Here is a 25,010-nt window from a genome sequence, read left to right on the forward strand (position 1 = left end):
GTCCCGGACGTGTTCGAACCCGTGGCGGTGGTGGGCCGGGGCTGCGTGCTGCCCGAGGCACCGGATCCGGACGTCTTCTGGGACAACGTGGCAGGTGGTCGTCGCAGCATCGGTGACGTCCCCGCCGGACGCTGGCGGCTGCCGGCGTCCGCGGTGGCCGGCCTCGTGGGGCCCGCACCGGCGCCGGTGCGCAGCGCCACCGGCGGTTACGTCGGTGACGTCGTCGCGGACGCCGCCGCGCGCGGGGTCGATCCCGGTGGGCTCCTCGTCGGCGCCGACACGATCGCCGCGCTCGACCCGTCGGCGCGATGGGCGTTGTACGCCACGGCGGCCGCCCTGCGCGAGGCGGGGGACGGGGTGCCACCCGACCGCGCCGGACTGGTCCTCGGCACGTTGTCGATGCCGACCGACGGCATGGTCCGCTACGCCGAGGACGTCTGGTTCGCGGGCCACCCGGACCTGCGGAACGCACCGGACGGACAGCGCCCCGTTGCCCGCGACCGGTTCTCCTCGGCGACCCCCACGCACCTGACGGCGGCAGCGCTCGGCCTCGGCGCCGGTGCGTTCGCGTTGGACGCGGCCTGTGCGTCGTCGTTGTACGCGATCAAGCTCGCCTGCGACCGGCTGCACGACCGCACCGCGGACCTGATGGTCGCCGGTGCGGTCAACCGGGTGGACGATCTGGCGGTCCACCTCGCGTTCAGTGCGCTGGGAGCGCTCAGCCCGTCCGGGCGCAGCCGCCCGTTCCACCGGGAGGCCGACGGGCTCGTCCCGGCGGAGGGCAGCGCCGTCGTCGCGCTCATGCGGTGGGAGGACGCGCGGGCGGCGGACGTCCGGATCCTCGGCGTGATCCGCGGGATCGGGCTCTCCAACGACGGTCGCGCCGCGGGCCTGCTGGTGCCCTCGGAGGAGGGGCAGCTCCGGGCGCTGCACCGTGCGTACTCCGAGGCCGGGGTCGCACCGGAGTCGGTGTCCCTGCTGGAGTGCCACGCCACCGGGACCGTGGTCGGTGACACCACCGAGGTCCGCAGTGCGGCGACGTTCTTCGCCGGGGCACGGGACCTGCCGATCGGGTCGGTGAAGTCGAACACCGGCCATCTCGTGACCGCGGCCGGTGCGGCGGGGCTGCTGAAGGTCCTCGGCGCGTTCGAGGCGGGGGTCCGGCCGCCGACGCTGTCCGCCGAGGAGCCGGTGGCCGCCCTCGACGGCACACCGATGCGGCTGCTGCGGGAGGCCGAGTCGTGGACCGGTCCCCGACGCGCGGGGATCAGCGCCTTCGGATTCGGCGGGAACAACGCCCACCTGGTGATCGATGCCGGTCCACCCGACAGCGCGGCCGCGCTCGTGCCGCCGACCCGACCGGAGCCGGAGCCGGTCGCGATCGTGGCGATCGGTGCCCGGGTGGGCGACGGTGGGAGCTACGAGTCCTTCCGGGAGAGCCTGCTCGGCGGTGCCGGCCGGGTGGGCCCCGCCGAGCGCTACGACGTCTCCCTGGACGGTCTGCGGACCCCGCCCGCGGACCTGCGCGACGCACTCGGTCAGCAGGTCGCCGTGCTCGAGGCGGCCCGTGAGGCGACGCGCGGCACCGGGTTGCCGCGGGAACGGACGACGGTGCTGATCGGCATGGGGTGCGACGCCGAGGTCGCGCGGCACCCGACCCGCGTGCGGGTCGCGGCCGGGGCCGGAGCGCTCGACGACGCGATCCCGGACGCCCTCGCCGCGCCACTGGGTGCCCCCGGGGTGCTGGGCACGATGCCGAACCTCGTGGCCAACCGGATCAGCTCCCAGCTCGATCTCGCGGGCCCCGGCTTCACCGTCTCGGCGGAGGAGGCCTCCGGCCTCGTCGCGCTGGAGCTCGGTGTCCGCGCGCTGCGCGACGGCACGGCCGACGTCGCGCTCGTCGGGGCCGTGGACCTGTCCTGCGAGCCGGTCCACCGCCGGGCCTCGGCCGAGGTCGGGTGCGCGGGGGAACCCGGCGACGCCGCGGTGGTGCTCGTCCTCAAGCGGGCCTGGGCGGCCGACCGCGACGGCGACCCGGTGCTGGCGCTGATCGGCGGGAAGGAGGAGGCAGGTGCACCCGAGCTGGTCGTGGGCGACGCGCCGACCGGCGCGGACACGGGGCCTGCCGCGGCCCGGTTCGACCCCGCCACGGTCTTCGGTGTCCCGCACGCCGCGAAGGGACTGCTCGCCGTCGCGTGTGCGGCCGTCGCGCTGCGGCACGGAGCCGTGCCCCGCCCCGGGGCCGGGGCCGACCCGGCGCTCGGTATCCGCCGGGCCCGGGTCGCGGTCGAGGTGCTCGGGGCGCGCCCGGCCGGGGTCACGCTCACCGCGGCGGAGGTCGAACCGTGGGTCCCCGAGGCCGCGGTCCGGTCGTACGTGTTCTCCGGAGCCGGGGCCGGGGAGGCGATCGCCGCGGCCCGTGCGGGCCGCGAGGGTGACCACGGACCGGCACGCCTCGTCGTGCTCGCCGGGGACAGCGGGCAGCTGGCGGCCCGGACCGAGGCCGCCGCGCGGTGGCTCGACGGCCGTGGGGTGCGGCCGGAGGGCGTCGCCTTCCGTGCCCGACCGGTCGGCGGGGAGCTCGCCGCCGTCCACACCAACGGATCGGCGAGCTACCCACGGATGGGGCGGGAGACGCTGCTGGCGTTCCCGGACGTGCTCGGCACGCTCGAACGGCGGTGCGGTCCGCTGCGCGACGTCGCGGGCTGGGCCTACACCGGCACGGGGGACGACGCCCCGCACGTCCTCGACCGGATCTGGGGGGCCGCGCTGCTCGGGCAGCTGCACGCCGAGATCGGCCGCGACGTGCTCGGCCTGCGTCCGACGGCGGTGCTGGGATACTCCTCCGGCGAGACCACCGCGCTGGTCGCCACCGGCGCGTGGCGGGACGTGCCGCAGCTCGTCGAGGACACGCGACGGTCCCCGTTGTTCACCCACGAGGTCGCCGGGGACCTCGCCGCGGTGCACCGCGCGTGGCGTGCGCACGGCGTCCGGGGCGGCCGGTGGGCGGCCCACCTGGTGAGCGCGGGGGCCGGCGCGGTCCGCGACGCGATCGCGGACGAGCCCACCGCACACCTCATGGCCGTCAGTGCCCCCGGCCTCTGCGTGCTGGGGGGAGAGGCCACGGCCTGTGCCCGGGTCATCGCCCGGCTCGGTGCCCACGCCGTCGCGCTGGACTACGACATCGCCGTCCACATCCCCGAGGTCGAACGCGTGCGGGAGCCCTGGCGCGCGTTGCACGACCGGCCCACCATCGAGGTGCCGGACGTGCGCTTCTACTCGTGTGCGAGCCACGACTCCTACACCGTGTCCCGGTCCACGGCCGCCGATGCGATCACCGAGCAGGCGGTCGGCACCATCGACTTCGTCGCCACGGTGGAACAGGCGTGGCGCGACGGGGTGCGGGTGTTCGTCGAGCACGGCCCGCGCGGGCTGTGCACCGGGTGGATCGATGCGATCCTCGGTGACCGGGAGCACCTGGCCGTCGCGCTGGACTCGGCGGACGGGGGCGGGATCCGCAGCCTGACCCGGGCGGTCGCGGGCCTGCGCGCCGCGGGCGTCCCGGTACGGGACGGCGCGCTGTTCGACCGGCTCGCCCCGCCGCCCGCGCCGCGGCGGCCCCGGGCGACCGTCGCCCTGCCCGCCCACCCGGCCCCGGTGGTCCTCCCGGACACCACCCCGGCCGAGCGTATGGCACCGGCTCCGGAGCTGCCCCCGGTGCCGGCCGAGCCGGTGCCGCCCCCGGTACCGGCGGAGCCGGGGCACCGCACCGCACCGCAGCCCGCTCCTCCGGCCGGTGCCGGCGTGGCACCCCGGCCGGGCCCCGAGGGGCCGGCCCACGGGTTCGCGGCGACCGCGCGGATCCACCGGCAGTTCCTCGACGAGCAGGGTGAGGTCCACCGCCGGTATCTCGCGGTGGCGAGCCGGGCCCAGGAAGTGCTCCTCCGGCACTCCCGCGGGGTGTCCGCGCCGCCGTCCGGACCGGTCCCGCACACGTCCCCGTCACCGGCACCGCCCGTGGCTCCGGGTTCGCCCGGAGCCACGGACCGTCCGCAGCCCGCAGCGCCGCGGCGGTTCGGCCGCGCGGAACTGGAGGTGCTCGCCGCAGGCCGGGTGGCCGACGTCCTCGGCCCGGCGTTCGCCGAGCAGGACGGTTTCCGCCGTCAGGTGCGGATGCCCATGCCCCCGATGCTGCTGGCGGACCGGGTGACCGGCATCGACGCCGAGCAGGGCCGGCTCGGCACCGGGACGATCCGCACCGAGACCGACGTCGAACCCGGGAGCTGGTACCTCGATCCCGCCGGGCGGATGCCGACCGGTCTCATGATCGAGGCGGGCCAGGCAGACCTGCTGCTGATCAGCTGGATGGGAGTGGACCTGCTGAACCGGGGCGAGCGGGTCTACCGGCTCCTCGGGTGCGAGGTCACGTTCCACGGCCCGCCCCCGGTCCCCGGGGAGACGCTGGCCTTCGACATCCACATCGACGGGCACGGCGAGCAGGGCGGTACCCGCCTGTTCTTCTTCCACTACGACTGCCGCGTCGACGGCGAGCTCCGGTTCAGCGTGCGCGCAGGCCAGGCCGGATTCTTCACCGATGCGGAGCTGGCGGGCTCCGGCGGCGTGCTGTGGGACCCGGCGGCCGATGCCCCCGACCCGGCCGCCCCCGCTGCCCCGCCCGCGCTCGCCACCGAGGCACGGTCCTTCTCCGCCGCCCAGGTCGTCGCGTTCTCCGACGGACGTCCGGACCTCTGCTTCGGCCCGGCCTGGCCTGGCACCCGGGCGCACGTACGGACGCCCCGCATCGCCGACGGCCGGATGCTGCGCCTGGGCGAGATCACCGACTTCAGCCCGGACGGCGGCCCGTGGGGCCGCGGCCACCTGCGCGCCCGTACCGCCGTCTCCCCGGACGACTGGTACTTCGCGGGACACTTCAAGGACGACCCGTGCATGCCCGGCACGTTGATGTTCGAGGGCTGTCTGCAGGCGATGGCCTTCTGGCTCGCCGCCTCGGGTCACACCGCCGACGCCGACGGGTGGCGGTTCGAGCCGGTCACCGGCGTCACCCTGCCGATGCGTTGCCGGGGACAGGTGACCCCGCAGAGCCGGGAGATCGTCTACGAGGTGGTCGTGGCCGAGGTGTCGACGACCCCGGTCCCGACCGTGATCGCCGACGTCCTCTGCACGGTCGACGGGTTGCCGGCCTTCCACGTGCGTCGGGCGGGCCTGCGCCTCGTCCCGGACTGGCCGCTCGCGGCGCGGCCCCCGGCCGAGCGGACCGGTTCCGACCCGCGGGCCGCCGTCGCCGGGGGCGTCCGCTTCGACGCGGTGGCCCTGCTGGCCTCCGCCCGCGGCAGGCCCAGCGACGCGTTCGGAGCCGGTTACCGGGTCTTCGACGGTGTCCGCCGGGCGCCCCGCCTGCCCGGCCCGCCGTTCCTGTTCGTCTCCCGGATCGTGTCGGTCGACTCGCCACCGGCCACGATGTGGGCGGGTGCCCAGGTCGTCGCGGAGTACGACGTCGACCCGCGGGCCTGGTACTGGGACGACGCCGGGGTGCTGCCCGCATCGGTGCTGATGGAGGTGGCGCTCCAGCCGTGCGGATGGCTGGCGTCCTACACCGGGTGCGCGCTCAGCTCCGACGACGACCTGGTCTTCCGCAACCTCGACGGTGCGGCCACGGTGCTGTCGGAGGTGACCCCGGCGACCGGGGCGATCCGGACGACGGCCCGGCTGCGCGACGTCTCCACCCACGGCGGCACGATCATCGTCTCGTTCGACCTGCGCTGCGAGGCCGACGGCGTGCCGCTGGTGGACGCGTCGAGCGTGTTCGGGTTCTTCCCGCGCGCCGCCGTCGCCGACCGGACCGGACTCCGGGTGACCGACGAGGAACGCGCAGGTCTCGTGGCCGGGGGGACCCCGGCCGAGCCGGCCCCTGCCGAACCCGACCCCGGGGCGGCCGGCCTGCCGGGCTCGGCGCTGTGGGACCGCGTCCGGCTGCTGGAGCCCCACGGCGGGCCGGCCGGGCTGGGCCGGGCGCTGGCCGAGAAGCGGATCACGGGAGGCGAGTGGTACTTCCGCGCGCACTTCTTCCAGGACCCGGTCCAGCCCGGCTCGTTCGGGGTCGAGGCCATGATCGGGCTGCTGCAGCTCCTGGTGCTCCGGAAGGGGTACGGCGCGGCGATGCGGACCCCGCGGTTCGAGCCGGTCGCCGTCGGTGCGCCGCTGCGCTGGCGGTACCGGGGCCAGGTCACGCCCGACGACGACGTCGTCACGATCGAGCTGAACCTGACGCGGGTGGACCGCGACCGGCGCGGGGTGTTCGTGCAGGCCGACGCGTGGCTCTGGGTGGACGGGGTCCGGATCTACGAGGTGCTCGACCTGCCGGTCCGGCTGGTCGACGCCGACGCCGACGCCACCCGCGGCCACGTCGACACGGTCCTCGACCCGGCCACCGACGACTGGCTGGGCGACCACCGTCCGAACTGGACGGCTGCGGTCCTGCCGATGATGTCGGTGGTGGACCTGATGTTCGCGGCGGCCCGGTCGGGTGGACCCGACGGCGTCCGCGCGCTGCGCGACCTCCGGATCCGCCGCTGGATCACCGTCGAGGGCCCGACGACCGTGCGGACCGCGGTGAGCGCCAACCGGGACGGAGATCTCGCCGTCACGACCTCGGTCGACGAGGGCACGACGGGCGGGGGACCGGGCCCGGTCGCGGAGGTGGCCGACGCGATCCTGTCGACCCGGCACTCCGCCGAGCGGCCCAGCGCATGGCCGGACCCCTCGGACGCCACCCCGCTGCCCGACCCCTACGAGACGGGCATGCTCAGCCACGGTCCGCGGTTCCGGCACCTGACGTCGCTGCGGGTGGGTGCCGCCGGCTCCGTCGCGACCCTCGACGCCGCCGGTGGCGGTGTCCCCCGGGGTGAGCTGCACCAGGGCCTGCTCGACGCGTGCACCCACGTCGTCCCGCACGCCGAGCTGTGGCGGTGGTCCGCCGCGATCGGCTGGGACCGGGTCGGGTACCCGTCGCGCATCACCACCCTCGACCTGTACGAGCCGCTCCCGGACCGGGGGCTGCTGGTGGTCCGCGCCCGGTTCGCCGGCTTCGAGGACGGGGCACCGGCGCATCCGTCCTTCGACGTGCAGGTCTGTCACGACGACCGGGTGCTCGTGACGTTCCACCTCGTCGACGTGCTGGTGGGGGCGGGTCCGCTGGCCGCGCTCGACCACACCGACCGGCGGGCGTTCCTGCGGGACCGGCGTCCGGTGGACGGTGTGGGACTGTCCCGGCGGACCGCCGGGGCGACCCGGTCGACCCGGGCAGGCGTCGTGAGCCTGGACTGGCTCCCCGGCACCGTCGCCACCGTGTACGCGCTGCCCGCGGGCGGGTCCACCGAGGACCGGCTGTCCCTGGTCGCGGCCAAGGACCACCTCGCCTACCGGCTCGGCCTGCACCCGGCCGACGTCGAGGTCGACCTCGACACCTCCGTCGCCCGCGCCGGGGGCGCGGAGTACCCGTTCGTCGTGCACGTCGCGGAGGGGGCCGCGGAGGTCCGTGACGCGCAGGTGCCCCTTCCCGTGGAGGACAGACCGTGACCGAGACGACCGTCGTGATCGTGGGGGCGGGCATCTCCGGGATCGCCCAGGCGGTGATGCTGGAGAAGGCAGGCATCACCGACTACCTGATCCTGGAGAAGGCCGACGGCATCGGCGGCACGTGGCGGGACAACACCTATCCCGGCTGTGCCTGCGACGTCGAGTCCCATCTGTACTCGTACTCGTTCGCCGACAATCCCGACTGGACGCGCACCTACGCCCCGCAGGAGGAGATCCTCCGCTACCTGGAGTCGGTCGCCGGCGAGCGACGGATATCCCACGCCCTGCGGTTCGGCGTCGAGGTCACCGGGGCCCGGTGGGACGACCGGTCCGCCACCTGGAGCCTGCACACCTCCGCCGGGGAGTTCACCGCGCGCTTCCTGGTGTTCGGTACCGGTGGGCTGCACGGCGCCCACCTCCCTGACATCCCCGGTCTGGACCGCTTCACCGGTCCGGTCTGGCACTCGTCGCAGTGGGACCACGACCAGGACCTCACAGGGCGTCGGGTGGCGTTGGTCGGCACCGGGGCGTCGGGGGTCCAGATCGCGCCGGAGGTGGCGGAGGTCGCGGCCCGGCTGGTCGTGTTCCAGCGTTCGGCACCGTGGGTACTGCCCAAGGACGACCGGCCCGTGTCGCGCCGCATGCGACGGGTCCTGCGGTATCTGCCCGGAGCGCGGAGCGCCTTCCGCCGGTTCCTGTACTGGAAGCGCGAGCTCCGCGGGATCGGGTTCCACCACCGGCCTGCGATGCTGGCGAAGGCCGAGCCGCGTGTCCGCCGGTTCCTGGAGGCCCAGGTCGCCGACCCGGAGCTGCGCAGCCTCGTGACCCCGGACTACGCCTTCGACTGCAAGCGCGTGCTGTTCTCCAACACCTACTACCCGGCCCTGAACCGGGAGAACGTCGAGGTCGTCGCCGGAGCACCGGTCGCCGCGGGGGCCCGGAGCCTGGTCGACGCCTCGGGCACCGAGCACGAGGTGGACGCCGTGGTCCTGGCGACGGGTTTCGACGTGACCTCCTCGCTCGACCGCATCCGGATCGAGGGCGTGGACGGGCGGCTGCTGTCGGAACGCTGGTCCGCAGGGCCCACCACCTACCGCGGCGTGGCGGTCCCGGGTTTCCCCAACATGTTCCTCCTGCTCGGCCCCAACGGGTTCGCGGCCTACACGTCGGTGATCTCGATGATCGAGGCGCAGGCGAGCTACGTGGTGCGGGTCGTGCGAGCGCTCCGGGCACGGGGTGCCAGCGCGCTGGAGGTGCGGCCCGAGGCCGAGGCCCGGTTCCAGGCCGAGGTCGGGCGCAAGTTCCCGCGGACCGTGTGGTCACCGGAGCACTGCCGGAGCTGGTACCAGAGCCGGTCGGCGGCCGGAACCGTGTTGTGGCCGGACTCCACCTGGCGCTACCGGCTCGCTCTGCGCAGGCCGGACCTGCACGACTACCGGGTGTCCGGCTGAGCGAGCGGGACCACCCGGGCGGCCGGGCGAACTATCGTCGCCCGGGTGCGAGCGGCGAACGGCGAGGCCGGACGCGGCGTGGACGGGACCGCCCGCGTGTGGGTCGGGCCGGGCTGGGCGGCCTACGTCGGCCCGTCGCTGCGGCTGGCCCCACACCGGGGAGCGGTGACCTGCCTCGCCCTCGGCCTCGGCACGGGCGACGTCCTGACGGTGGAGGTCGCGGGCCGGGCTCCGGTGACGGCAGGGTCGGTGCTGATCCCCGCCGGGCTACGGCACCGGATCACGACCGGCCCGGCGCGCGTGGCGTTCGTCTACCTGGAACCCCGGGGCGCCGGTCACCTCGAGTGCGCCGCCCGGATGAGCCCCGTCGGCACGCCGGACGCCCCGGTGGCCGTCGGCCACGATCGCGAGGCCGCTCTCGTCGACTCCGCGCGGCGCGGCGACATCGCGACGGTGCGTGACCTCACGGTCGGCGCGGACGCCGGCGGCGTCCGGGATCCCCGGATCGCCGAGGTGCTCGAGGTCCTGCACGGCCCGGGCGGAGCCGGCACGCCCACCGCGGAGCTCGCCGCGCGGTCCGGGCTGTCGGTGGCGCACCTGCTCCGGGTCTTCGGGCGGGAGGTCGGGATCGGGTTGCAGGCCTACCGCCGCTGGGCCCGGATGCGGATCGTCGCGGCGGTCCTCGCGGCCGGGGGTGACCTGACCCGGGCCGCGGCGGACGCGGGCTTCGCGACGCCGTCGCACCTCAGCTCGGCGTTCCGCACCATGTTCGGCCTGGCTCCGAGCCACCTGCTCGGTGCCGGTTCCGGGGTCGGCATCGTCGTCCACCGGGACGAGGCCCCGTCGGCGCCCGTCGACCGGTGGACCGTCAGGTGACGGACGCGCGGACCAGGACCACGGCGCCCAGCGCCCCGGCGGCGACCGTCTCGACCAGGGCGTAGAACCAGATCGGGTAGAACGCCGTCGGGCGGTCGACCAGCCGGGACACGACGCGGCCCAGTGCCATCCCGGCGAGCGCGAGGCCGACGGCCGTGAGGATCCCGTCGTGCAGCCCCGGGCGGGCCAGTGCGAGACCGAGCGCGACCGCGATGGCGAGGCCGAAGCCGCCGTACACGGCGCGGACCTCCGACCTGCTCTCCGGGTGTTCGACCACGATCCGGAAGGGCCGCACCAGGGCGGCCGGCGCGGCGAGCGCGGCGACCCCCATCCCGGCGAAGAAGACTCCGACCAGCACCACCACGGCGTTCACGCCCCACCGACCTCTCCACCTCGAACCGGACGGGGGGGAGGATGCCGCGCCGGTGCCGGGTGGCGCTGTCACGGATCTGTGCGGGACCATCCCGGGACCGCCGCGGGTGGAGCGCCGTCCGTCGCCCGCGCACGGCGCCCTACCCCGTCCCGGCGCGGCCGGGCGACGACGCGCCGGCGGGAGCCGACCCGCGGCGCACCCGGCCCGCCCCCTCCTCCGTCTCAGCCGCCGTGGGCCGCACCCCGGCCGAGGTGGGCGTGCTCCCCCTGGAGGCTGAACAGCGCGAGCGTCTCGGCGGGCCGGTCGTCGGCGCTGCCGATCCAGTGCGGCGTGCCGGTGTCGAACTCCACCACCTCACCGGTGCCGAGGAGGTGCTCGGTGTCGTCGAGGACCAGTCGTACCCGGCCGTCGAGGACGTAGAACCACTCGTAGCCCTCGTGGGTCTGCAGGGCGGTCGTCGGCGACGCGGCCGCCGGCGGGTAGACCACCTTGAAGGCCTGGACCCCGCCGCCGCGACGGGTCAGCGGGACGAACACCAGACCGCGATGGTGCACCGGGCGCAGGTGGATGCGGGGGTCGCCGGTGGGCGGTGCCTGCACGAGGTCGTCGAGCGGGACCCCGTGCGCCCGGGCCAGGGGCAGCAGCTGCTCCAGCGTCGGCCGGAGCTTGCCGGTCTCCAGCCGGGACAGCGTGCTCGGGGTCAGGGAGGTCTCCGCCGCCAGCTGGTCGAGGGTGGCGCCGCGACGACGGCGCAGTGCCCGCAGCCGCGGGCCCACCCCGGCGAGTACGTCCGGTCCGGTGTCGTCCACGCCGTCAGATTGCCGATCCGCAAGATTTCTTGCAACCCGGGACGGTGGGTGCCGATGCTGCGGAGGTGAACCTTCTCCGAGCAGTCCTCCGCGGCGGGGGCGGTGCGGGCGGTGCGCGGGCCCCGCGACGTCGCACCGTGGTCGTGGCCCTCACCGTGCTGGCCCTGACGGCCGGATGCGGAGCCGGCGCCGTCCCGGCCACAGGCCCGGCACCGGTGCCGCCCGGCGCGACCGGGTTCGACGCCGCCACCCGGGACGACCCTGCGTTCGCCGGTGCGTTCCGGCACGGTTTCGCCGACGTCGACGGGGTGCGGATGCACTACGTCACCGGCGGGACCGGCCCGCCCGTGGTGCTCCTGCACGGCTGGCCGCAGTCCTGGTACGCGTGGTGGCCGATCATGCCCGCCCTCGCCGAGCACTACACCGTCTACGCGGTCGACCTGCCGGGACTGGGCGACAGCGAGGGTGTCCCCACCGGCTACGACAAGGTCACCCTCGCCCGGTACGTGCACGGGCTGGTGGCCGAGCATCTGGGGCTGCGCGAGGTCCGCGTCGTGGGGCACGACCTGGGAGCCGGGGTCGGGTTCCGGTACGCGGCCCGGTACCCGGGCGAGGTACGGCGCTACGCCCATCTCGACTACCCGCTGCCGGGGCCCGCGCTCAGCGCCGCCCGGTACCGCACGTTCAGCTGGCACCTGGCGTTCCACACGAAGCGGGTCGTGCCCGAGACCGTCGTCGCCGACGACGTGCGCGAGTACCTGAGCCTGTTCTACGCCCAGGTCGCGCTGGGCGGGGAGAGCTTCGGCGGCAGCCGCACGACACCGCCGTTCGACGACCGGGAGATCGACGAGTTCACCAGGACCTACGACCGGCCCCAGGTCCTGACCGGCGGTTTCGAGCTCTACCGCGCGCTCGACCGGGACGAACGCGACAACACCGCAGCCGCGCCCGTCCCGACCCCGACGTTGCTGATGACCGCCCAGGGGCTGCTCGCCTCGACCCGGCCGACGGTCGAGCCGCGCCTGCCGAACCTGGTCCGCGCGGTGGAGGTGCCCGGCAGCGGGCACTGGCTGCCCGAGGAGAACCCGGAGTTCGTGCTCGCCGAGCTGCTCGCCTTCCTGCCGTGACCGTCCACCCCTCCTGCCCGCCCACCCACCGACACCCTCCGGAGGAACCACCGATGGACCCCATGCCGACCGCGTCCGACCCCGCGACCTTCTGGGACGAGCTGTACCGCCGCCGCGACGACACCGAGCCGCGCGCCAACCCCCTGCTCACCGAGGTCGCCGGCCCGCTGGCACCGGGAACGGCCCTGGACCTCGGGTGCGGTGGCGGGGGCGACACGATGTGGCTCGCCCGGCGCGGCTGGCACGTCACGGCGGTGGACATCTCCGCCACCGCTGTGGACGGGCTCCGGCGCCGCGCCCACGCCCACGGGCTCGCGGCGCGGATCCGCACCGAGCGCCACGACCTCGCGACGACGTTCCCGGACGGGACGTTCGACCTGGTCTCCGCCCAGTACCTGCACACCCCGTTCGCACTGGACCGCGACGCGGTGCTGCGGACCGCCGCGCGCGCACTGCGTCCGGGCGGGTCGCTGCTCGTCGTCGACCACGGGTCCGTCGCGCCCTGGTCGTGGAACCAGGACCCGGACACCCGCCACCCCGGCGCCGCCGAGGTCGCCGCCGGGCTGGACCTCGACCCCGAGGGGTGGACCGTCGAGCGCGCCGACGAACCCCGGCGCCGCGCGACCGGCCCCGACGGCCGCACCGCCACGGTCGTCGACACCGTCCTGGTCCTGCGCCGCGCCGGCGCCGCCCCTTCCGACCGGAGCTGACCGTGCCCCGACACCACGACACCGGCCTTCCGCGCGACGCCGCGGACGAGAAGAGCGTCCTGACCGGGTTCCTGGCCCATCTCCGCGGCGCGGTCGCGGCCAAGGCCGCCGGCGTCCCGGACCCCGCCGCCCGCGAGCCCGGCGTCCCCTCGGGGACCAGCCTGCTCGGCCTGGTCCGGCACCTCACACACGTCGAACGGCACTACCTGCTCGGCGAGGCCGTCCGCGACTGGCCCGCGACCTTCCGGCCGCGCGAGCAGGACACCGCCGAGGACGTCCTGGCCGCCTACCGGGAGGCCGTCGCCCGCGCCGACGCCGTCATCGACACCTGGTCGGACCTGGACCGTCCGGCGCCGGTGCCCGCGGGGCGGAGATCGGCCCCGTCGAGACGGTGGCTGCTGGTGCACATGATCGAGGAGACCGGGCGCCACGCCGGGCACGCCGACATCCTCCGCGAACGCATCGACGGCTGCACCGGACGCTGAGGGCCCCGGAGCACGGGGGAGCGGCGCCGGACCACCGGGGCCGTGCGGATGCTCCCGCCATCAGTGCGGGTCGACCATGACGACGATCTTCCCGCGCACGCCGCCGGCCTCGACCCGCCGGTAGGCCTCGGCGACGTCGTCGAGGGTGAACCGTTCGTGCACCAGGACTCGGAGGGCGCCGGTCTCGACGAGCGTGGCCAGGGCCGTCAGCTCGCCGGTGCGGGCGTCGTTGCTGAACGGGAACGCCCGACCGGGGTGGTGCTCGGCGGTGGCGGCGTTGTCGCGCAGGCTGCCCAGGGGGTCGGCGGGGTCGACTCCCAGGGGCACGAGCCGCCCGCCCGGGGAGAGGAGGTCGTACAGGGTGTCGAGCTCGGTACCGACGAGATCGAGCACGACGTCGAAGGGCGCGAGATCGCGCAGGTCGTCCGGAGCGGTGCGGCGGTGGTCCAGGACGACGTCGGCACCGAGGTCGCGCACCCAGCGCAGGTTGGCGGCACCGGCCAGCGCGGTGACGTGGGCTCCCCACGCGTGCCCCAGCTGCACGGCGACACTGCCGACGCCGCCGCTGGCACCGCGCACGAGCAGGCGCTCGCCCGTGGTCAGCTTCGCCAGGTCGCGCAGGGCGTGCGCGGCGGTCGTCCCGACGGCGGGCGCGGCGGCGGCGTCGACGAGGTCGAGACCGTCCGGGATGCGGGCCAGCTGGTCGCCCGGGACGGCGACGAACCCGGCCATCGCGCCGAAGGCGGAGTGCGGCATGAGACCCCAGACGCGCTGGCCCACCCGGAACCCGACACCCTCGGTGACCGCGGCCACGGTCCCCGCGAGATCGGTACCCACCCGGGCGGGCAGCGTCCGGCCCCTCAGAGGGTTCAGCGCCCCGGTGCGGACGAGGTCCTCCCCGCGGCTGGCGGAGGCCGCGGCGACCCGCACCAGCACCTCGCCCGGTCCGGGCCGCGGGACGGGCGCCGTACGGACGGTGAGGACCTCGGGGCCCCCGTGACGGTCGTACTCGACGACCCGCATGGTCGCCGGTGTCATGTCCGACATGTCTGCTCCTCGTGATCACGGTCGTCTCGGTAGCGTCGGCGTCGTGACCGCGACACCGTCCTCCCCGGGCAACGGCGCCCGAGGGGCGGCGACTCCGGATCCGGCGGAACCGGGAGCGGCATCGGAGGAGGTCTCTCGGATCCGGCCGCGGCTGCGCAGAGACGCCGAGGCGAACCGGCGTCGCATCCTGGAGGTCGCCGAGCGGGTGCTGCGGGACCGGGGCCACGACGCCCCCGTCTCGGCGCTGAGCGAGGCCAGCGGCCTGGGCGCGGCCACGGTCTACCGGCACTTCCCCTCGCGCGATGCCCTGGTGCAGGCCCTGCACCTGCGGGCGGTGGAGCGCTACGAGCGGGCGGTCGAGGCCGCGGTGGCCGAGCCGGACGCCCTGCGCCGGGTCGAGCGGCTGCTGAGGGTGGAGGCGGCCGCCCAGGTCGACTGCCGCGCCTGCGGTGACTGGTTCCCCCGAGCCTTCCCCGCACGGGTCCGCGAGCACCGGGCACGTCTTCGCTGCGTGCTGGGCGACTCCCTCACCGAGGCCCACGCGGCGGGCCTGCTGCGGGATCGGGTCACCGTCGAGGATCTCCTCCTGGCGGTGAGTGCCGTCGACGGTGCCCTGCGCGCCTGTCCCGACGATCCCGCGGCGGCGGCGCAACGGGTCGTGACGCTGGTGCTGCGCGGGATCCTCGCAGTGGATGCGCAGATCTCCCGGCGGTCGTCGGCTCCCCGTGGATCGGGCTCCGCGACGAGTGCCGCCGCGAACACGACGGGATGGCGGGCCGACCGTCGCTGACGGTGGACGGAGCCGGTCCCGACGGCTCTGCTGAGTCCCTTCCCAGCTCGGTGCAGACGCAGACGTTGTTGCCGTCCGGATCGGACAGCACGACGAACGCGGGCGCCCGGCTGTCGTCGACGACACGTCCACCTGCGGACACCGCGGCGGCGATGCGTCGGTCGGCGACGTCCGGCGGGACCGTCACGTCGAGGTGGAAGCGTTGTCTGCCGGGGTCGGTCGAGTCGCTGGTCTGGAACCACAGTGGCGGGAGCTCACCCGTCGGGTCGTCGAGGCTGCCGGTGGTCGCGTCGATCCCGAGCACGGCGCACCAGAACGGTCGGACCGTGGTCGATTCCGGTGTATCGAGGGCCAGCTCCAGTACCTGCACCCGCTCCGGGCACGGCGTCAACCCGTGCTTCGCGGCGAGCGTGCTGATCTGCCGGGCCAGTACCACGTCCTGCGCGGTCACTCCGTCGACGTCGTGACTGCGAAGCGAGAGTTGGACGTGGCCGACCCGCAGTTCGACGTTCGGAGGGCGCCGGCCGGACTCCGCGACGAGCCGAGCGAGATCGGCCACGAACGCGGCTCCCGCGGTGAACGAACCGGTCGCGAACCCCGTGCGGAGCGCGCCCAGCAGAAGGTTCCAGTCGGCCGGCTCGATCTGCCGGACCCGGCGACGTCCGGTCATGTCGGGGATCGTAGGACCCGGAATCGACCTACCCGCCTCGATGCACAGGTCATCCCGCCCCGACCGGACCGTCCGGCGCGCGCCGCGGGTGGTCGTCGCCGCGACGGCGGTGACAGCAGGTCTCCGGAGGACGGAGTGGCGGTCGGCGTCCAGGCGCTCGGTCCCCGGGCCGCACGTGGACCGGTCCGCCCACGCCGCGACACCCCGGCTCGTCAGGTCTGCTGCGCGTGGTGCTCCCGGGGAGGGGACGACGAGAAACCGATGATCACCCACCACCGGTGACACGGACACGACGAAAACGATCCCTCGACCTGTTTCAGCAGGTGAGGGACCGATTGTCGCTGTTGGCACTGGTAGTGCCCCCGGCAGGATTCGAACCTGCGCTCCCGCCTCCGGAGGGCGGTGCTCTATCCCCTGAGCTACGGGGGCCGTGCGATGGGAGAACAGTAGCGCACGGTGTCGGAGCCCCCGACACGGGGGCTGTCGATCAGCCGAGCGGCAGCGGTGCGGCACCGCGCTCGGCGAGCAGCCCGCGCATCAGGTCCGCCTCGGAGTTCTGGGACGACAGCATCTGCCCGGCCAGGTTCCGCACCTCGGCGGTGTCGGCGTGGTCGCGCCCGTACTCCAGCATCGACACGCCGCCCTCGTGGTGGCGCAACATGAGCTGGAGGAACTCGACGTCGAGCGCGGTGCCGGGCGGGGTGGCCCGGAAGCGCGCCAGGTCGGCCGAGGTCGCCATGCCCGGCATCGTGGCCGTCCCGCCACCCGTGCCACCCATGCCGGACATCCCGGCGTGCGCCGACTCCTCCATCCAGGCCATGTGGCCACCGCTGGGCAGGCTCGGTGCATCCCACAGGCCGAGCCAGCCCTGCATCCGCCCGACCTGCTGGTTCTGGGTGGTCTCGATGTCGAACGCCAGCTGGCGCACCCGCGGGTCGGACGCACGGTCGCGCTCCCAGGACGCCATCTCGACGGCCTGGCGGTGGTGCACCGTCATGTCCTGGGCGAAGCCGACGTCGACCGAGCCCGGGTCGGGCACGAACGGCCCGAACACCCCGCGGACGGCGAGCCCGGCGACGAGCACCGCGGCCAGCGCGACCACGCCCAGCGTGATCGTGAGCGGGTTGCGCAGGGCCGGGGTGTCGTCGGCGGGGCCCGTCATCGCGCCGTCACTGCCCGGGGGCCGGTGCGGGCGCCGGGGCCGGTGCGGGCTGGCCGGGGACCGCGGGGTCCGGGGCGGGGGCGCCACCCGGGGTCGCGCCCTGGTTCTCGGGCAGGACCGTCTGCCCGTCGACGGCGGACTGCTCCGGGATCGGCTCGAACGCCGGCGGGTTGTCCTGGTCGAAGCCCTGCCCACCGAGCGCGTCGCAGGAGGCGCCCACCTCGGGGTGGGTGAACCGGTTGAGCCGCAGCGCGCGGACGAACTGGTCGATGCGCTCGTCGTCGGCGGTCTGGACCTTGAGCTGGTTGCCCCAGGACTGCAGCGAGATCGGGGCGTCCAGGCCGGGGTAGGGCGACATGACCGTGTACGGCTGACCCTCGACCCGCTGGGCCAGCGCGGCCCGACCCGCCTCGTCGAGGGTGTCGGGGTTGTAGGCGATCCACACGGCGCCGTGCTCCAGGGAGTGCACGAGGTTCTCCGAGCGCACCGGGTTCGGGTAGACCACGCCGTTGCAGGCGGCCCAGAAGCCGTCGTGCGCTCCGCCGAAGGGCGGGCTGTGGGTGTAGGCGACCCGCTGGAAGCCGAGCACGTGCTGCAGGCCCGGGTACTCCTGGCTGACGATGCCCGGGATCGCGAGCGCCGGGTTCCGGTTGTCCTCGGAGGGGACCCACTGCTGGTTCTGGTTGCGCTGCACCAGCGGGTAGACGATGAACGCCCCCGCCAGCAGCACCAGCACGGTGATCGCCGCGACCATGCCCCAGGGGAACTGGCGCTGGCCGACCGCGCTCGGCATCGACGGTCGCTTCTTGCCGGACTTGCCGCTGGCCATGGGGGAGTCCTGTTCGTGGTCGGCGGGCGGGTTCGCCCGAGTCTAGGAAGGCCCCGTCAGCGGCTCGCCCACCACCCGTAGGAGCGGTAGTCCGGGTAGGGCGCGAGCAGCGGCGCGACCGGTCGGGTGGTCACCGTGACGCGGTCACCGGTCACGAGCGCCCCGGGCACCGTGAACGAGGCCTGGGCCCACGGCTGCGCGTCCGGCAGCGTCCACTCCCCGGCGGGACGGCCGTCGACGTCGACGGCGACGACCCGGGTCCGCTCGCCGGGCAGCGCGGGACCGGCGCCGATCCGCCCGGTCAGGGTGACCGGCCGCCCGGGGACCGTGCCACCGAGGGTGAACGTCTCCCCGCCGACGACGTGGCGGCCGCTGTCGGCGACGAGCCGTCCCGGCGCGACGGTGGCGCGGTCCAGCGCCGAGTCCGGCTGCACGCCGAGCACCGGCGGGTCGGTCGTCCAGCCGTGCGCCGCCTCGTCGGCCATGTCCCCGACGTTCAGGTGGTCGACGACCCGCCCGGGCACCGGCAGGTCGGGTGCCCGCGCGGAGTCCGCGGCGGACCAGTCCGCGCGCCAGATGCTCACCCGGTCGCAGCTGCGGTCGATCTGACAGGTCTGCGGTGCCGACGGCGACACCGGCCGGGCGGGGGCGGTCAGCGCGAAGGTGATGACCGGTTCGGCACCGAGCAGCCCGGCCCGACCGAGGTCGGCGACCGGGACCCCGCCCCAACGGTCGAACACCGCGAACCACCGGGGCCGCTCGGGCTCCGGCAGCGCCCGCAGCGCCTCGTAGAGGGTGCCCGCCCCGTTCAGCGAGGGCGCCGCCATCCCGTTGGTGGTCAGGCCGACCAGGTCGACGGTGCGGTGCCCGCCGAACCAGGCGGCGGCGCCGACGTCGTTGACGGCGACGGCCTCGCCCGGCGGAACGTTCCCGGCGATCCACTGCGCGACGCCGACCGGGCCCTCCCGCATCGCCGACGCCTGCTGGCCCAGCCGCACCGCCCAGGCGGGCGTCGCGGCCACGGTGAACAGCAGCACCACCACGAGCAGCCCGCCGCGCACCGCCCGGTGCGGTACGAGCCCGGCGCCCAGCACCACGAGCAGGAGCAGCAGCGGCAGGAACGGCTGCAGGTAGCGCAGGTCCTGCCACATCGCGGTGGTCAGGGTGGCGACGGCGAGCACGACCAGGGTCAGCCCGCCGCCGAGGACCACCGCGAGGATCCGTTCCCCGTGCGCGACGAGCGCGGCGAGGCCGAGCACCACGAGCACCAGCGCGAGCGGGGCGAGGACGTCCTGCCCGGACAGCCCGGCCAGGGACGCCAGGATCGCCGCGACGTTGCGCTGCACGTGGTCGGCGATCTCCAGCGGCTGGTGCAGGAAACCGGTGTGCAGCCACGACTTCGCGAGCACCCCGTTGGCCTGCGAGGTCCCGGTGAGCACCCGGAACAGCAGCAGCTGCCCGGCGAACGCCACCACCGGCAGTGCGACGAGCGCGACCCGGCCCCACGGCGCGGCCCCGCCCGCCCCCGCTCGGTCGGTCCCCGCGCCGCCGGTCCCCGCACCGCCGAGCCCGGCCCCGCCCTCCCCGTCCGGAGCGGTGCCCTCCCCGTCGCGCCCCTCCCCATCGCCCCTCTCCCTCTCGCACGAGCGGGCCCTTCGTACGAAAGGTTCGGACGACGGGCCCGTTCGTGCGACCAGGAGGGGGTGGGCGACCCGGACCCACGCCGGCCGGAGCAGGGTCCAGAGCATCGCGACGACGAACGCGCCGGCGATCAGGAACCCCTCGGGCCGGGTGAGCGCGAGCAGCGCCGCCACCACCGGCGTCCACCGGAACCGGGGGCGTTCGCGCAGGTAGGCGAGCAGCGTGCCGCTGGTCAGGGCCGCGAGCAGCCCCACCTCCATCCCGCTGGCCCCGCCCCACAGCAACGGCCCGCACAGCGCCGTGAGCAACCCCGCCCACACCCCGGCGGCACGCCCACCCAGGCGGGTGGCGGCGGCGGAGGTGAGGGCCGCGGTGGCGGCGACCCCGGCGACCCCGCCCACGACGGCGACGGCGAGCAGCCACCGGCCGTCGAACCCGACCGCGTGCGCGGCGCCGAGCAGTGCCATCCACAACAGGCTCGATGCGCCCGTCGTGATCGGGGCACCGGGCTGGTAGCGCAGCGGCTCGCCGTCGCCGAACTGCCGGGCGTACTGCAGGTGGATGTAGACGTCGTCGAGCGGCGGGACCAGGCTCCCGTGGTTGTAGGCCAGCGACACCGCGACGAACCCCGCACCGAGCAGCGCCGCGAGCGCACCGGAACACAGCGCCACGGTCCGCCCGGTCACACCCGGGTGGTCCGTACGCCGGTCGGTGGAGGGAGTCGTCACGTCGGGCATCGTCGCCGGTCGGGCACCGATACCTGCATGAGGGGGCCGGGTGTCCCTCCGTAGAATCCGGGTGGTGAATCCCGACGTGCTCGCCGACCTGGTCCGTGACGTCGCGCGGGACGTGCTGCTCCGACGCGACCTGGACGTCTCCGCGCTGCCGGCCGACGCCGGTGTCGAGCGTCCGCGCAACCCCGACCACGGCGACTACGCGACCAACATCGCGCTGCGCACCGCGAAGAAGGCGGGCGTGAACCCGCGCGAGCTCGCCACCTGGCTGGCCGAGGAGCTGGCCACCCGCGACGGCGTCGCGAGCGCCGAGATCGCCGGTCCCGGCTTCATCAACCTGCGCCTGGCCGCCGACGCGCAGGGCGCCGTCGTCGGCGAGGTCCTCGCCGCGGGCGCCGGCTACGGCACCGGCGACGAGCTGGCCGGGCGGAACGTGAACCTGGAGTTCGTCTCCGCCAACCCGACCGGCCCGCTGCACCTGGGCGGCACCCGGTGGGCCGCGGTCGGTGACGCGCTCGGCCGGGTGCTGTCCGCGCGCGGCGCGAAGGTCACCCGTGAGTACTACTTCAACGACGCGGGCGCCCAGATCGACCGGTTCGTCGGCTCGCTGGTCGCGGCCGCGAAGGGGGAGCCCGCCCCGGAGAACGGCTACGGCGGCGCCTACATCGCCGAGATCGCGCAGCGCGTCGTCGCGGCCGAGCCCGGCGTGCTGGAGCTGGCCGACACCGAGCGGGACGAGGCGTTCCGCCGGGTCGGCGTCGGCCTCATGTTCGACGAGATCAAGGCCAAGCTCGGCGAGTTCCGGGTCGAGTTCGACGTCTGGTTCCACGAGCAGTCGCTGCACGACTCCGGTGCGGTGGAGGCCTCGGTCGCCGCCCTCAGGGAGAACGGCTCGCTCTACGAGGCCGACGGCGCCTGGTGGCTGCGCTCCACCGACCACGGCGACGACAAGGACCGCGTCGTCATCAAGTCCGACGGGCGCCCCGCCTACATCGCGGGCGACATCGCCTACCTGCGCGACAAGCGGGCCCGCGGGTTCGACCTGTGCATCTACATGCTCGGCGCCGACCACCACGGCTACGTCGCCCGGCTCAAGGCCGCCGCGGCCGCCTTCGGCGACGACCCGGCGGTGGTCGAGGTCCTCATCGGGCAGCTGGTCAACCTGGTGAAGGACGGCAGGCCGGTCCGGATGAGCAAGCGCGCCGGCACCGTCGTCACGATGGACGACCTGGTGGAGGCCGTCGGCGTCGACGCCGCCCGGTACTCGCTCGTGCGCTCGTCGGTGGACTCGAGCCTGGACATCGACCTGGACCTGCTCGCCAGCCGCACCAACGACAACCCGGTCTTCTACGTCCAGTACGCCCACGCCCGGCTGTCCTCGCTGGCCCGCAACGCGGCCGACCTCGGCGTCACCGCCGGCAGCGACTACGGGCTGCTCGAGCACCCCCGCGAGGGCGACCTGATCCGCACCCTCGGCGAGTTCGGCGACGTCCTGCGCACCGCCGCCGAGCTGCGCGAGCCGCACCGGGTGGCCCGCTACCTGGAGGCACTGGCCGGGGCGTACCACAAGTTCTACGACTCCTGCCGTGTCCTGCCCCAGGGCGACGAGGAGATCTCCGACCTGCACCGGGCCCGGCTGGCGCTCTGCGTCGCCGCCCGGACCGTGCTCGCCAACGGCCTCGCGCTGCTCGGCGTCGACGCCCCGGAACGGATGTGACATGAGGGCCCACCCCGCAGGTCCGCTGCACGCGGGCCTCACACCCGCGCCCGAGTCGGCCGGGCCCCGCCCGTCGTCGGCGGCGGAGCTGGACCGGCTGGCCCCCGCGGTCTGGCCGCGGTACGCCGCCCGCGGCGAGGACGGCGCGTTGCGCGTGGCCGGCGCCGACGTCCGCGACCTCGCGGCCACCCACGGCACCCCGCTGTTCGTGCTCGACGAGGACGACTTCCGCGGCCGCTGCGCCGAGTTCGCCGCGGCCTTCGGGGCGTCCGCCGTGCACTACGCGGCCAAGGCGTTCCTGTGCACCGAGATCGCCCGCTGGGTCGCGCAGGAGGGGCTGTCGCTCGACGTGTGCTCCGGCGGCGAGCTCGCCGTCGCGCTGCGGGCGGAGTTCCCGCCCGAGCGGATCGCGCTGCACGGCAACAACAAGTCCGTCGCCGAGCTCGACGCCGCCGTCGGGGCCGGGGTCGGCGGGATCGTCGTCGACTCCTTCGACGAGATCGCCCGCCTGGAGTCCGTCGCCGCCGAGCACGGCGTCACCGCTCCGGTGCTGATCCGGCTCACCGTCGGCGTCGAGGCGCACACCCACGAGTACATCGCCACCGCGCACGAGGACCAGAAGTTCGGGTTCTCCATCGCGACGACCGAGGGCAAGCGGGACTCGGCCGCGCACGAGGCCGCGCGCCGGGTGCTGGCCGCCCACCACCTGGAGCTCGTCGGGCTGCACTCCCACATCGGCAGCCAGATCTTCGAGACCGAGGGCTTCGAGGCCGCGGCGCGACGCGTCGTGCGGGTGCTCGCGGACCTGCACGCCGAGCACGGCTCGGCGAACCTGACCGCGCTGCGCACCCTGGACCTGGGCGGCGGCATCGGCATCGCCTACCGGCCGGGGGACACCCCGCTGTCGATGCCCGCCCTGGCCGAGGAGCTGCGCGCGATCGTCAAGCGCGAGTGCGCGGCGTCCGGGCTGGACGCGCCGGGGATCGCGGTCGAGCCGGGTCGCGCCATCGCCGGGCCGGGCACCGTCACCCTCTACGAGGTCGGCACGACCAAGGACGTCCCGCTGGGCGGGTACTCCCGGCGCTACGTCAGCGTCGACGGCGGGATGAGCGACAACATCCGCACCTCCCTCTACGACGCCGAGTACGACGTCCGGCTCGTGTCCCGGGCGTCCGGGCGCGACTCGGTCCCCGGTGGCGACGAGCCGGTGCTGTCGCGGGTGGTCGGCAAGCACTGCGAGTCGGGTGACATCGTGGTGCGCGACTGCTGGCTGCCCGCCGACCTCGCGCCTGGCGACCTGCTCGCCGTGGCGGCGACCGGGGCCTACTGCTACGCGATGGCGTCGGGGTACAACCGGCTGCCGCGGCCGGCGGTCGTCGCGGTCCGTGACGGGGTCGACCGGACCCTGCTGCGCCGCGAGACTCCGGAGGACCAGTTCCGTTTCGAGGTGTAGTCCGGACCGGGTGAGAACCACCACCCGGGACGTCCTGCACCCGTCCCACCAGGAATGATCGGCGCGCGTCCGCGGGGCGCGTGCACGCGAGGAGGACACGTGGCGAGCGAGACCGGCGCCGTCCGGGTGGCACTGCTGGGCTGCGGCACCGTCGGCACCGAGGTGGTCCGGCTCATCACCGAGCAGGCCGACGAGCTGGCCGCCCGGGTGGGTGCCCGCATCGAGCTGGCCGGGGTCGCGGTGCGGCGCCCGCACCGGCACCCGTGGCTCACCGAGAACTTCCCGGACCTGGTCACCACCGATGCCGGCGAGCTCGTGACCCGCGACGACGTCGACGTCGTCGTCGAGGTCATCGGCGGGATCGAGCCGGTCCGCGGCTGGCTGCTGGAGGCGCTCAAGTCCGGCCGCTCGGTGGTGACGGCGAACAAGGCGCTGCTCGCCGAGGACGGCCCGACGCTCGCCGAGGCCGCCGACGCCTCCGGCGCCGACCTCTACTACGAGGCCGCCGTCGCCGGGGCGATCCCGCTGCTGCGCCCGCTGCGCGAGTCCCTGGCCGGCGACCGCATCACCCGGGTCGCGGGCATCGTGAACGGCACCTCGAACTTCATCCTCTCGGCGATGTCGTCGGGCGGGACGTCCTACGTCGACGCGCTGGAGGAGGCGACCCGGCTGGGCTACGCCGAGGCCGACCCCAGCGCCGACGTCGACGGCTACGACGCCGCCTCCAAGGCCGCGATCCTGGCCTCGCTGGCGTTCCACACCCGCTTCACCGCCTCCGACGTGCACCGCGAGGGCATGCGTGAGGTGAGCGCGTCCGACGTCGCCGCCGCCCGCAGGCTCGGCTGCACGATCAAGCTGCTGGCCATCTGCGAGCGGGTCACCGACGCCGACGGCGCCGAGTCGGTCTCCGCGCGGGTCTACCCGGCGATGGTCCCCGACTCGCACCCGCTGGCCGGCGTCGACGGTGCGTTCAACGCCGTCTTCGTCGAGGCCGAGGCCGCGGGCCAGCTCATGTTCTACGGCCAGGGTGCCGGTGGTGCGCCGACCGCGTCCGCGGTGCTCGGCGATCTCGTCGCGGTGGCGCGCAACCGGGTCGGCGGCGGCCGCGGGCCGCGCGAGTCCGCCTACGCCAGCCTGCCGGTCCGCCCGATCGGCGAGGTGCCCACCCGGTACCACGTCGACCTCGAGGTGGCCGACCGCGAGGGCGTGCTCGCCACGATCGCGAGCGAGTTCGCGCGCAACGGCGTCTCCATCGCCGCGGTCCGCCAGACCGGCGGGGTGAACGGGTCGGTGGACCGGGCCGACGGCTCGGACCGCAGCCAGGCCCGGCTGACGGTCGTCACGCACTCCGCGCCGGAGGCCGCGCTGTCGGCCACGGTGTCGGCGCTGCTGGACCTCGACCACGTGCTCGGCGTCGCGGGTGTGCTGCGGGTCGAGGGCCTGGGCCGCGCGGTGAGCGCGCTGGGCATGGGCGAATGACCACGAGTGACAACCCAGGGAGTGGACCGGTCGTGACGGGCAGCGTGCAGAACGTCCGGGG

At 75.1% G+C, this 25,010-nt stretch carries 16 protein-coding genes, 1 tRNA gene and 1 pseudogene; 10 read left to right on the top strand and 8 right to left on the bottom strand.

The window, feature by feature from the left end:
• Positions 1 to 9 precede the first annotated feature (9 nt).
• From KPF47_RS17190 to KPF47_RS40185, 3 genes are read left to right on the top strand one after another with little or no spacing between them, the layout of a single operon-like run.
• A complete protein-coding gene (locus KPF47_RS17190) occupies positions 10 to 7,596 on the top strand; it encodes a beta-ketoacyl synthase N-terminal-like domain-containing protein (protein ID WP_224389756.1) in 7,587 nt (2,528 codons plus the stop codon).
• Positions 7,593 to 9,047 carry an NAD(P)/FAD-dependent oxidoreductase gene (locus tag KPF47_RS17195; RefSeq protein WP_224389757.1) on the top strand — a complete coding sequence of 485 codons (1,455 nt, stop codon included), beginning with the start codon at positions 7,593 to 7,595 and terminating at the stop codon, positions 9,045 to 9,047. The genes KPF47_RS17190 and KPF47_RS17195 overlap by 4 nt, the downstream gene beginning before the upstream one ends.
• A gap of 45 nt (positions 9,048 to 9,092) precedes the next feature.
• Positions 9,093 to 9,923: a helix-turn-helix domain-containing protein gene (locus KPF47_RS40185; protein ID WP_224389758.1), complete on the top strand. Its 831-nt coding sequence runs from the start codon at positions 9,093 to 9,095 to the stop codon at positions 9,921 to 9,923.
• Here KPF47_RS40185 and KPF47_RS17205 read toward each other — a convergent pair.
• Together KPF47_RS17205 and KPF47_RS17210 are read right to left on the bottom strand one after the other, a co-directional pair.
• Positions 9,916 to 10,296 (bottom strand): DUF4345 domain-containing protein, encoded by a 381-nt coding sequence (locus KPF47_RS17205; protein WP_224389759.1) that lies wholly within the window; start codon positions 10,294 to 10,296, stop codon positions 9,916 to 9,918. The two genes, KPF47_RS40185 and KPF47_RS17205, sit on opposite strands and share 8 nt — an antisense overlap.
• A gap of 221 nt (positions 10,297 to 10,517) precedes the next feature.
• Positions 10,518 to 11,105, bottom strand: a complete 588-nt coding sequence (locus KPF47_RS17210; RefSeq protein ID WP_224389760.1) for a helix-turn-helix domain-containing protein — start codon at positions 11,103 to 11,105, stop codon at positions 10,518 to 10,520.
• Between the two features lie 65 nt (positions 11,106 to 11,170).
• On the opposite strand from KPF47_RS17210, the gene KPF47_RS17215 reads away from it, so the two are divergent.
• The 3 genes from KPF47_RS17215 to KPF47_RS17225 are packed head-to-tail and all read left to right on the top strand — an operon-like array spanning position 11,171 to position 13,427.
• Positions 11,171 to 12,232, top strand: coding sequence for an alpha/beta fold hydrolase (locus tag KPF47_RS17215; RefSeq protein ID WP_224389761.1), 1,062 nt, complete (start codon positions 11,171 to 11,173; stop codon positions 12,230 to 12,232).
• Between the two features lie 53 nt (positions 12,233 to 12,285).
• Positions 12,286 to 12,942 (top strand): class I SAM-dependent methyltransferase, encoded by a 657-nt coding sequence (locus KPF47_RS17220; RefSeq protein WP_374108855.1) that lies wholly within the window; start codon positions 12,286 to 12,288, stop codon positions 12,940 to 12,942.
• Between the two features lie 2 nt (positions 12,943 to 12,944).
• On the top strand, positions 12,945 to 13,427 hold the full coding sequence (locus KPF47_RS17225; protein ID WP_224389762.1) for a DinB family protein: 483 nt from the start codon (positions 12,945 to 12,947) through the stop codon (positions 13,425 to 13,427).
• Between the two features lie 60 nt (positions 13,428 to 13,487).
• Here KPF47_RS17225 and KPF47_RS17230 read toward each other — a convergent pair whose 3' ends face one another.
• A complete protein-coding gene (locus KPF47_RS17230) occupies positions 13,488 to 14,474 on the bottom strand; it encodes an NAD(P)-dependent alcohol dehydrogenase (RefSeq protein ID WP_224389763.1) in 987 nt (328 codons plus the stop codon).
• 43 nt (positions 14,475 to 14,517) lie between these two features.
• On the opposite strand from KPF47_RS17230, the gene KPF47_RS17235 reads away from it, so the two are divergent.
• Complete coding sequence (locus KPF47_RS17235; RefSeq protein ID WP_224389764.1) at positions 14,518 to 15,264, top strand: TetR/AcrR family transcriptional regulator; 747 nt, start codon at positions 14,518 to 14,520, stop codon at positions 15,262 to 15,264.
• Positions 15,265 to 15,328: 64 nt separating this feature from the next.
• On the opposite strand, the pseudogene KPF47_RS40990 reads toward KPF47_RS17235, so the two are convergent.
• The 5 genes and pseudogenes from KPF47_RS40990 to KPF47_RS17260 all read right to left on the bottom strand — a co-directional run.
• A pseudogene (locus tag KPF47_RS40990) lies at positions 15,329 to 15,934 on the bottom strand (VOC family protein); the annotation flags it as partial.
• Positions 15,935 to 16,291: 357 nt separating this feature from the next.
• Positions 16,292 to 16,363 (bottom strand) — tRNA-Arg (locus tag KPF47_RS17245).
• A 58-nt stretch (positions 16,364 to 16,421) separates the two neighbouring features.
• Complete coding sequence (locus KPF47_RS17250) at positions 16,422 to 17,096, bottom strand: DUF305 domain-containing protein (RefSeq protein ID WP_224389765.1); 675 nt, start codon at positions 17,094 to 17,096, stop codon at positions 16,422 to 16,424.
• A gap of 7 nt (positions 17,097 to 17,103) precedes the next feature.
• Entirely contained in the window at positions 17,104 to 17,925 is an 822-nt protein-coding gene (locus KPF47_RS17255; RefSeq protein ID WP_224389766.1) for a DUF3105 domain-containing protein, read from the bottom strand.
• 56 nt (positions 17,926 to 17,981) lie between these two features.
• Entirely contained in the window at positions 17,982 to 20,294 is a 2,313-nt protein-coding gene (locus tag KPF47_RS17260) for a hypothetical protein (protein WP_224389767.1), read from the bottom strand.
• A 73-nt stretch (positions 20,295 to 20,367) separates the two neighbouring features.
• Between KPF47_RS17260 and argS the strand changes: the two genes are divergently transcribed.
• From argS to KPF47_RS17275, 3 genes are all read left to right on the top strand, one after another.
• The gene (argS, locus tag KPF47_RS17265; protein WP_224389950.1) at positions 20,368 to 22,017 is read left to right on the top strand and encodes an arginine--tRNA ligase; all 1,650 of its coding nucleotides are present in this window, start codon (positions 20,368 to 20,370) and stop codon (positions 22,015 to 22,017) included.
• Between the two features lies 1 nt (position 22,018).
• A complete protein-coding gene (lysA, locus tag KPF47_RS17270) occupies positions 22,019 to 23,470 on the top strand; it encodes a diaminopimelate decarboxylase (RefSeq protein WP_224389768.1) in 1,452 nt (483 codons plus the stop codon).
• Positions 23,471 to 23,569: 99 nt separating this feature from the next.
• Positions 23,570 to 24,949 carry a homoserine dehydrogenase gene (locus KPF47_RS17275; protein ID WP_224389769.1) on the top strand — a complete coding sequence of 460 codons (1,380 nt, stop codon included), beginning with the start codon at positions 23,570 to 23,572 and terminating at the stop codon, positions 24,947 to 24,949.
• Positions 24,950 to 25,010: the final 61 nt, after the last annotated feature.

Origin of the sequence: Pseudonocardia sp. ICBG1293 (assembly GCF_020131355.1) — a bacterium.
Classification (GTDB): Bacteria; Actinomycetota; Actinomycetes; order Mycobacteriales; family Pseudonocardiaceae; genus Pseudonocardia.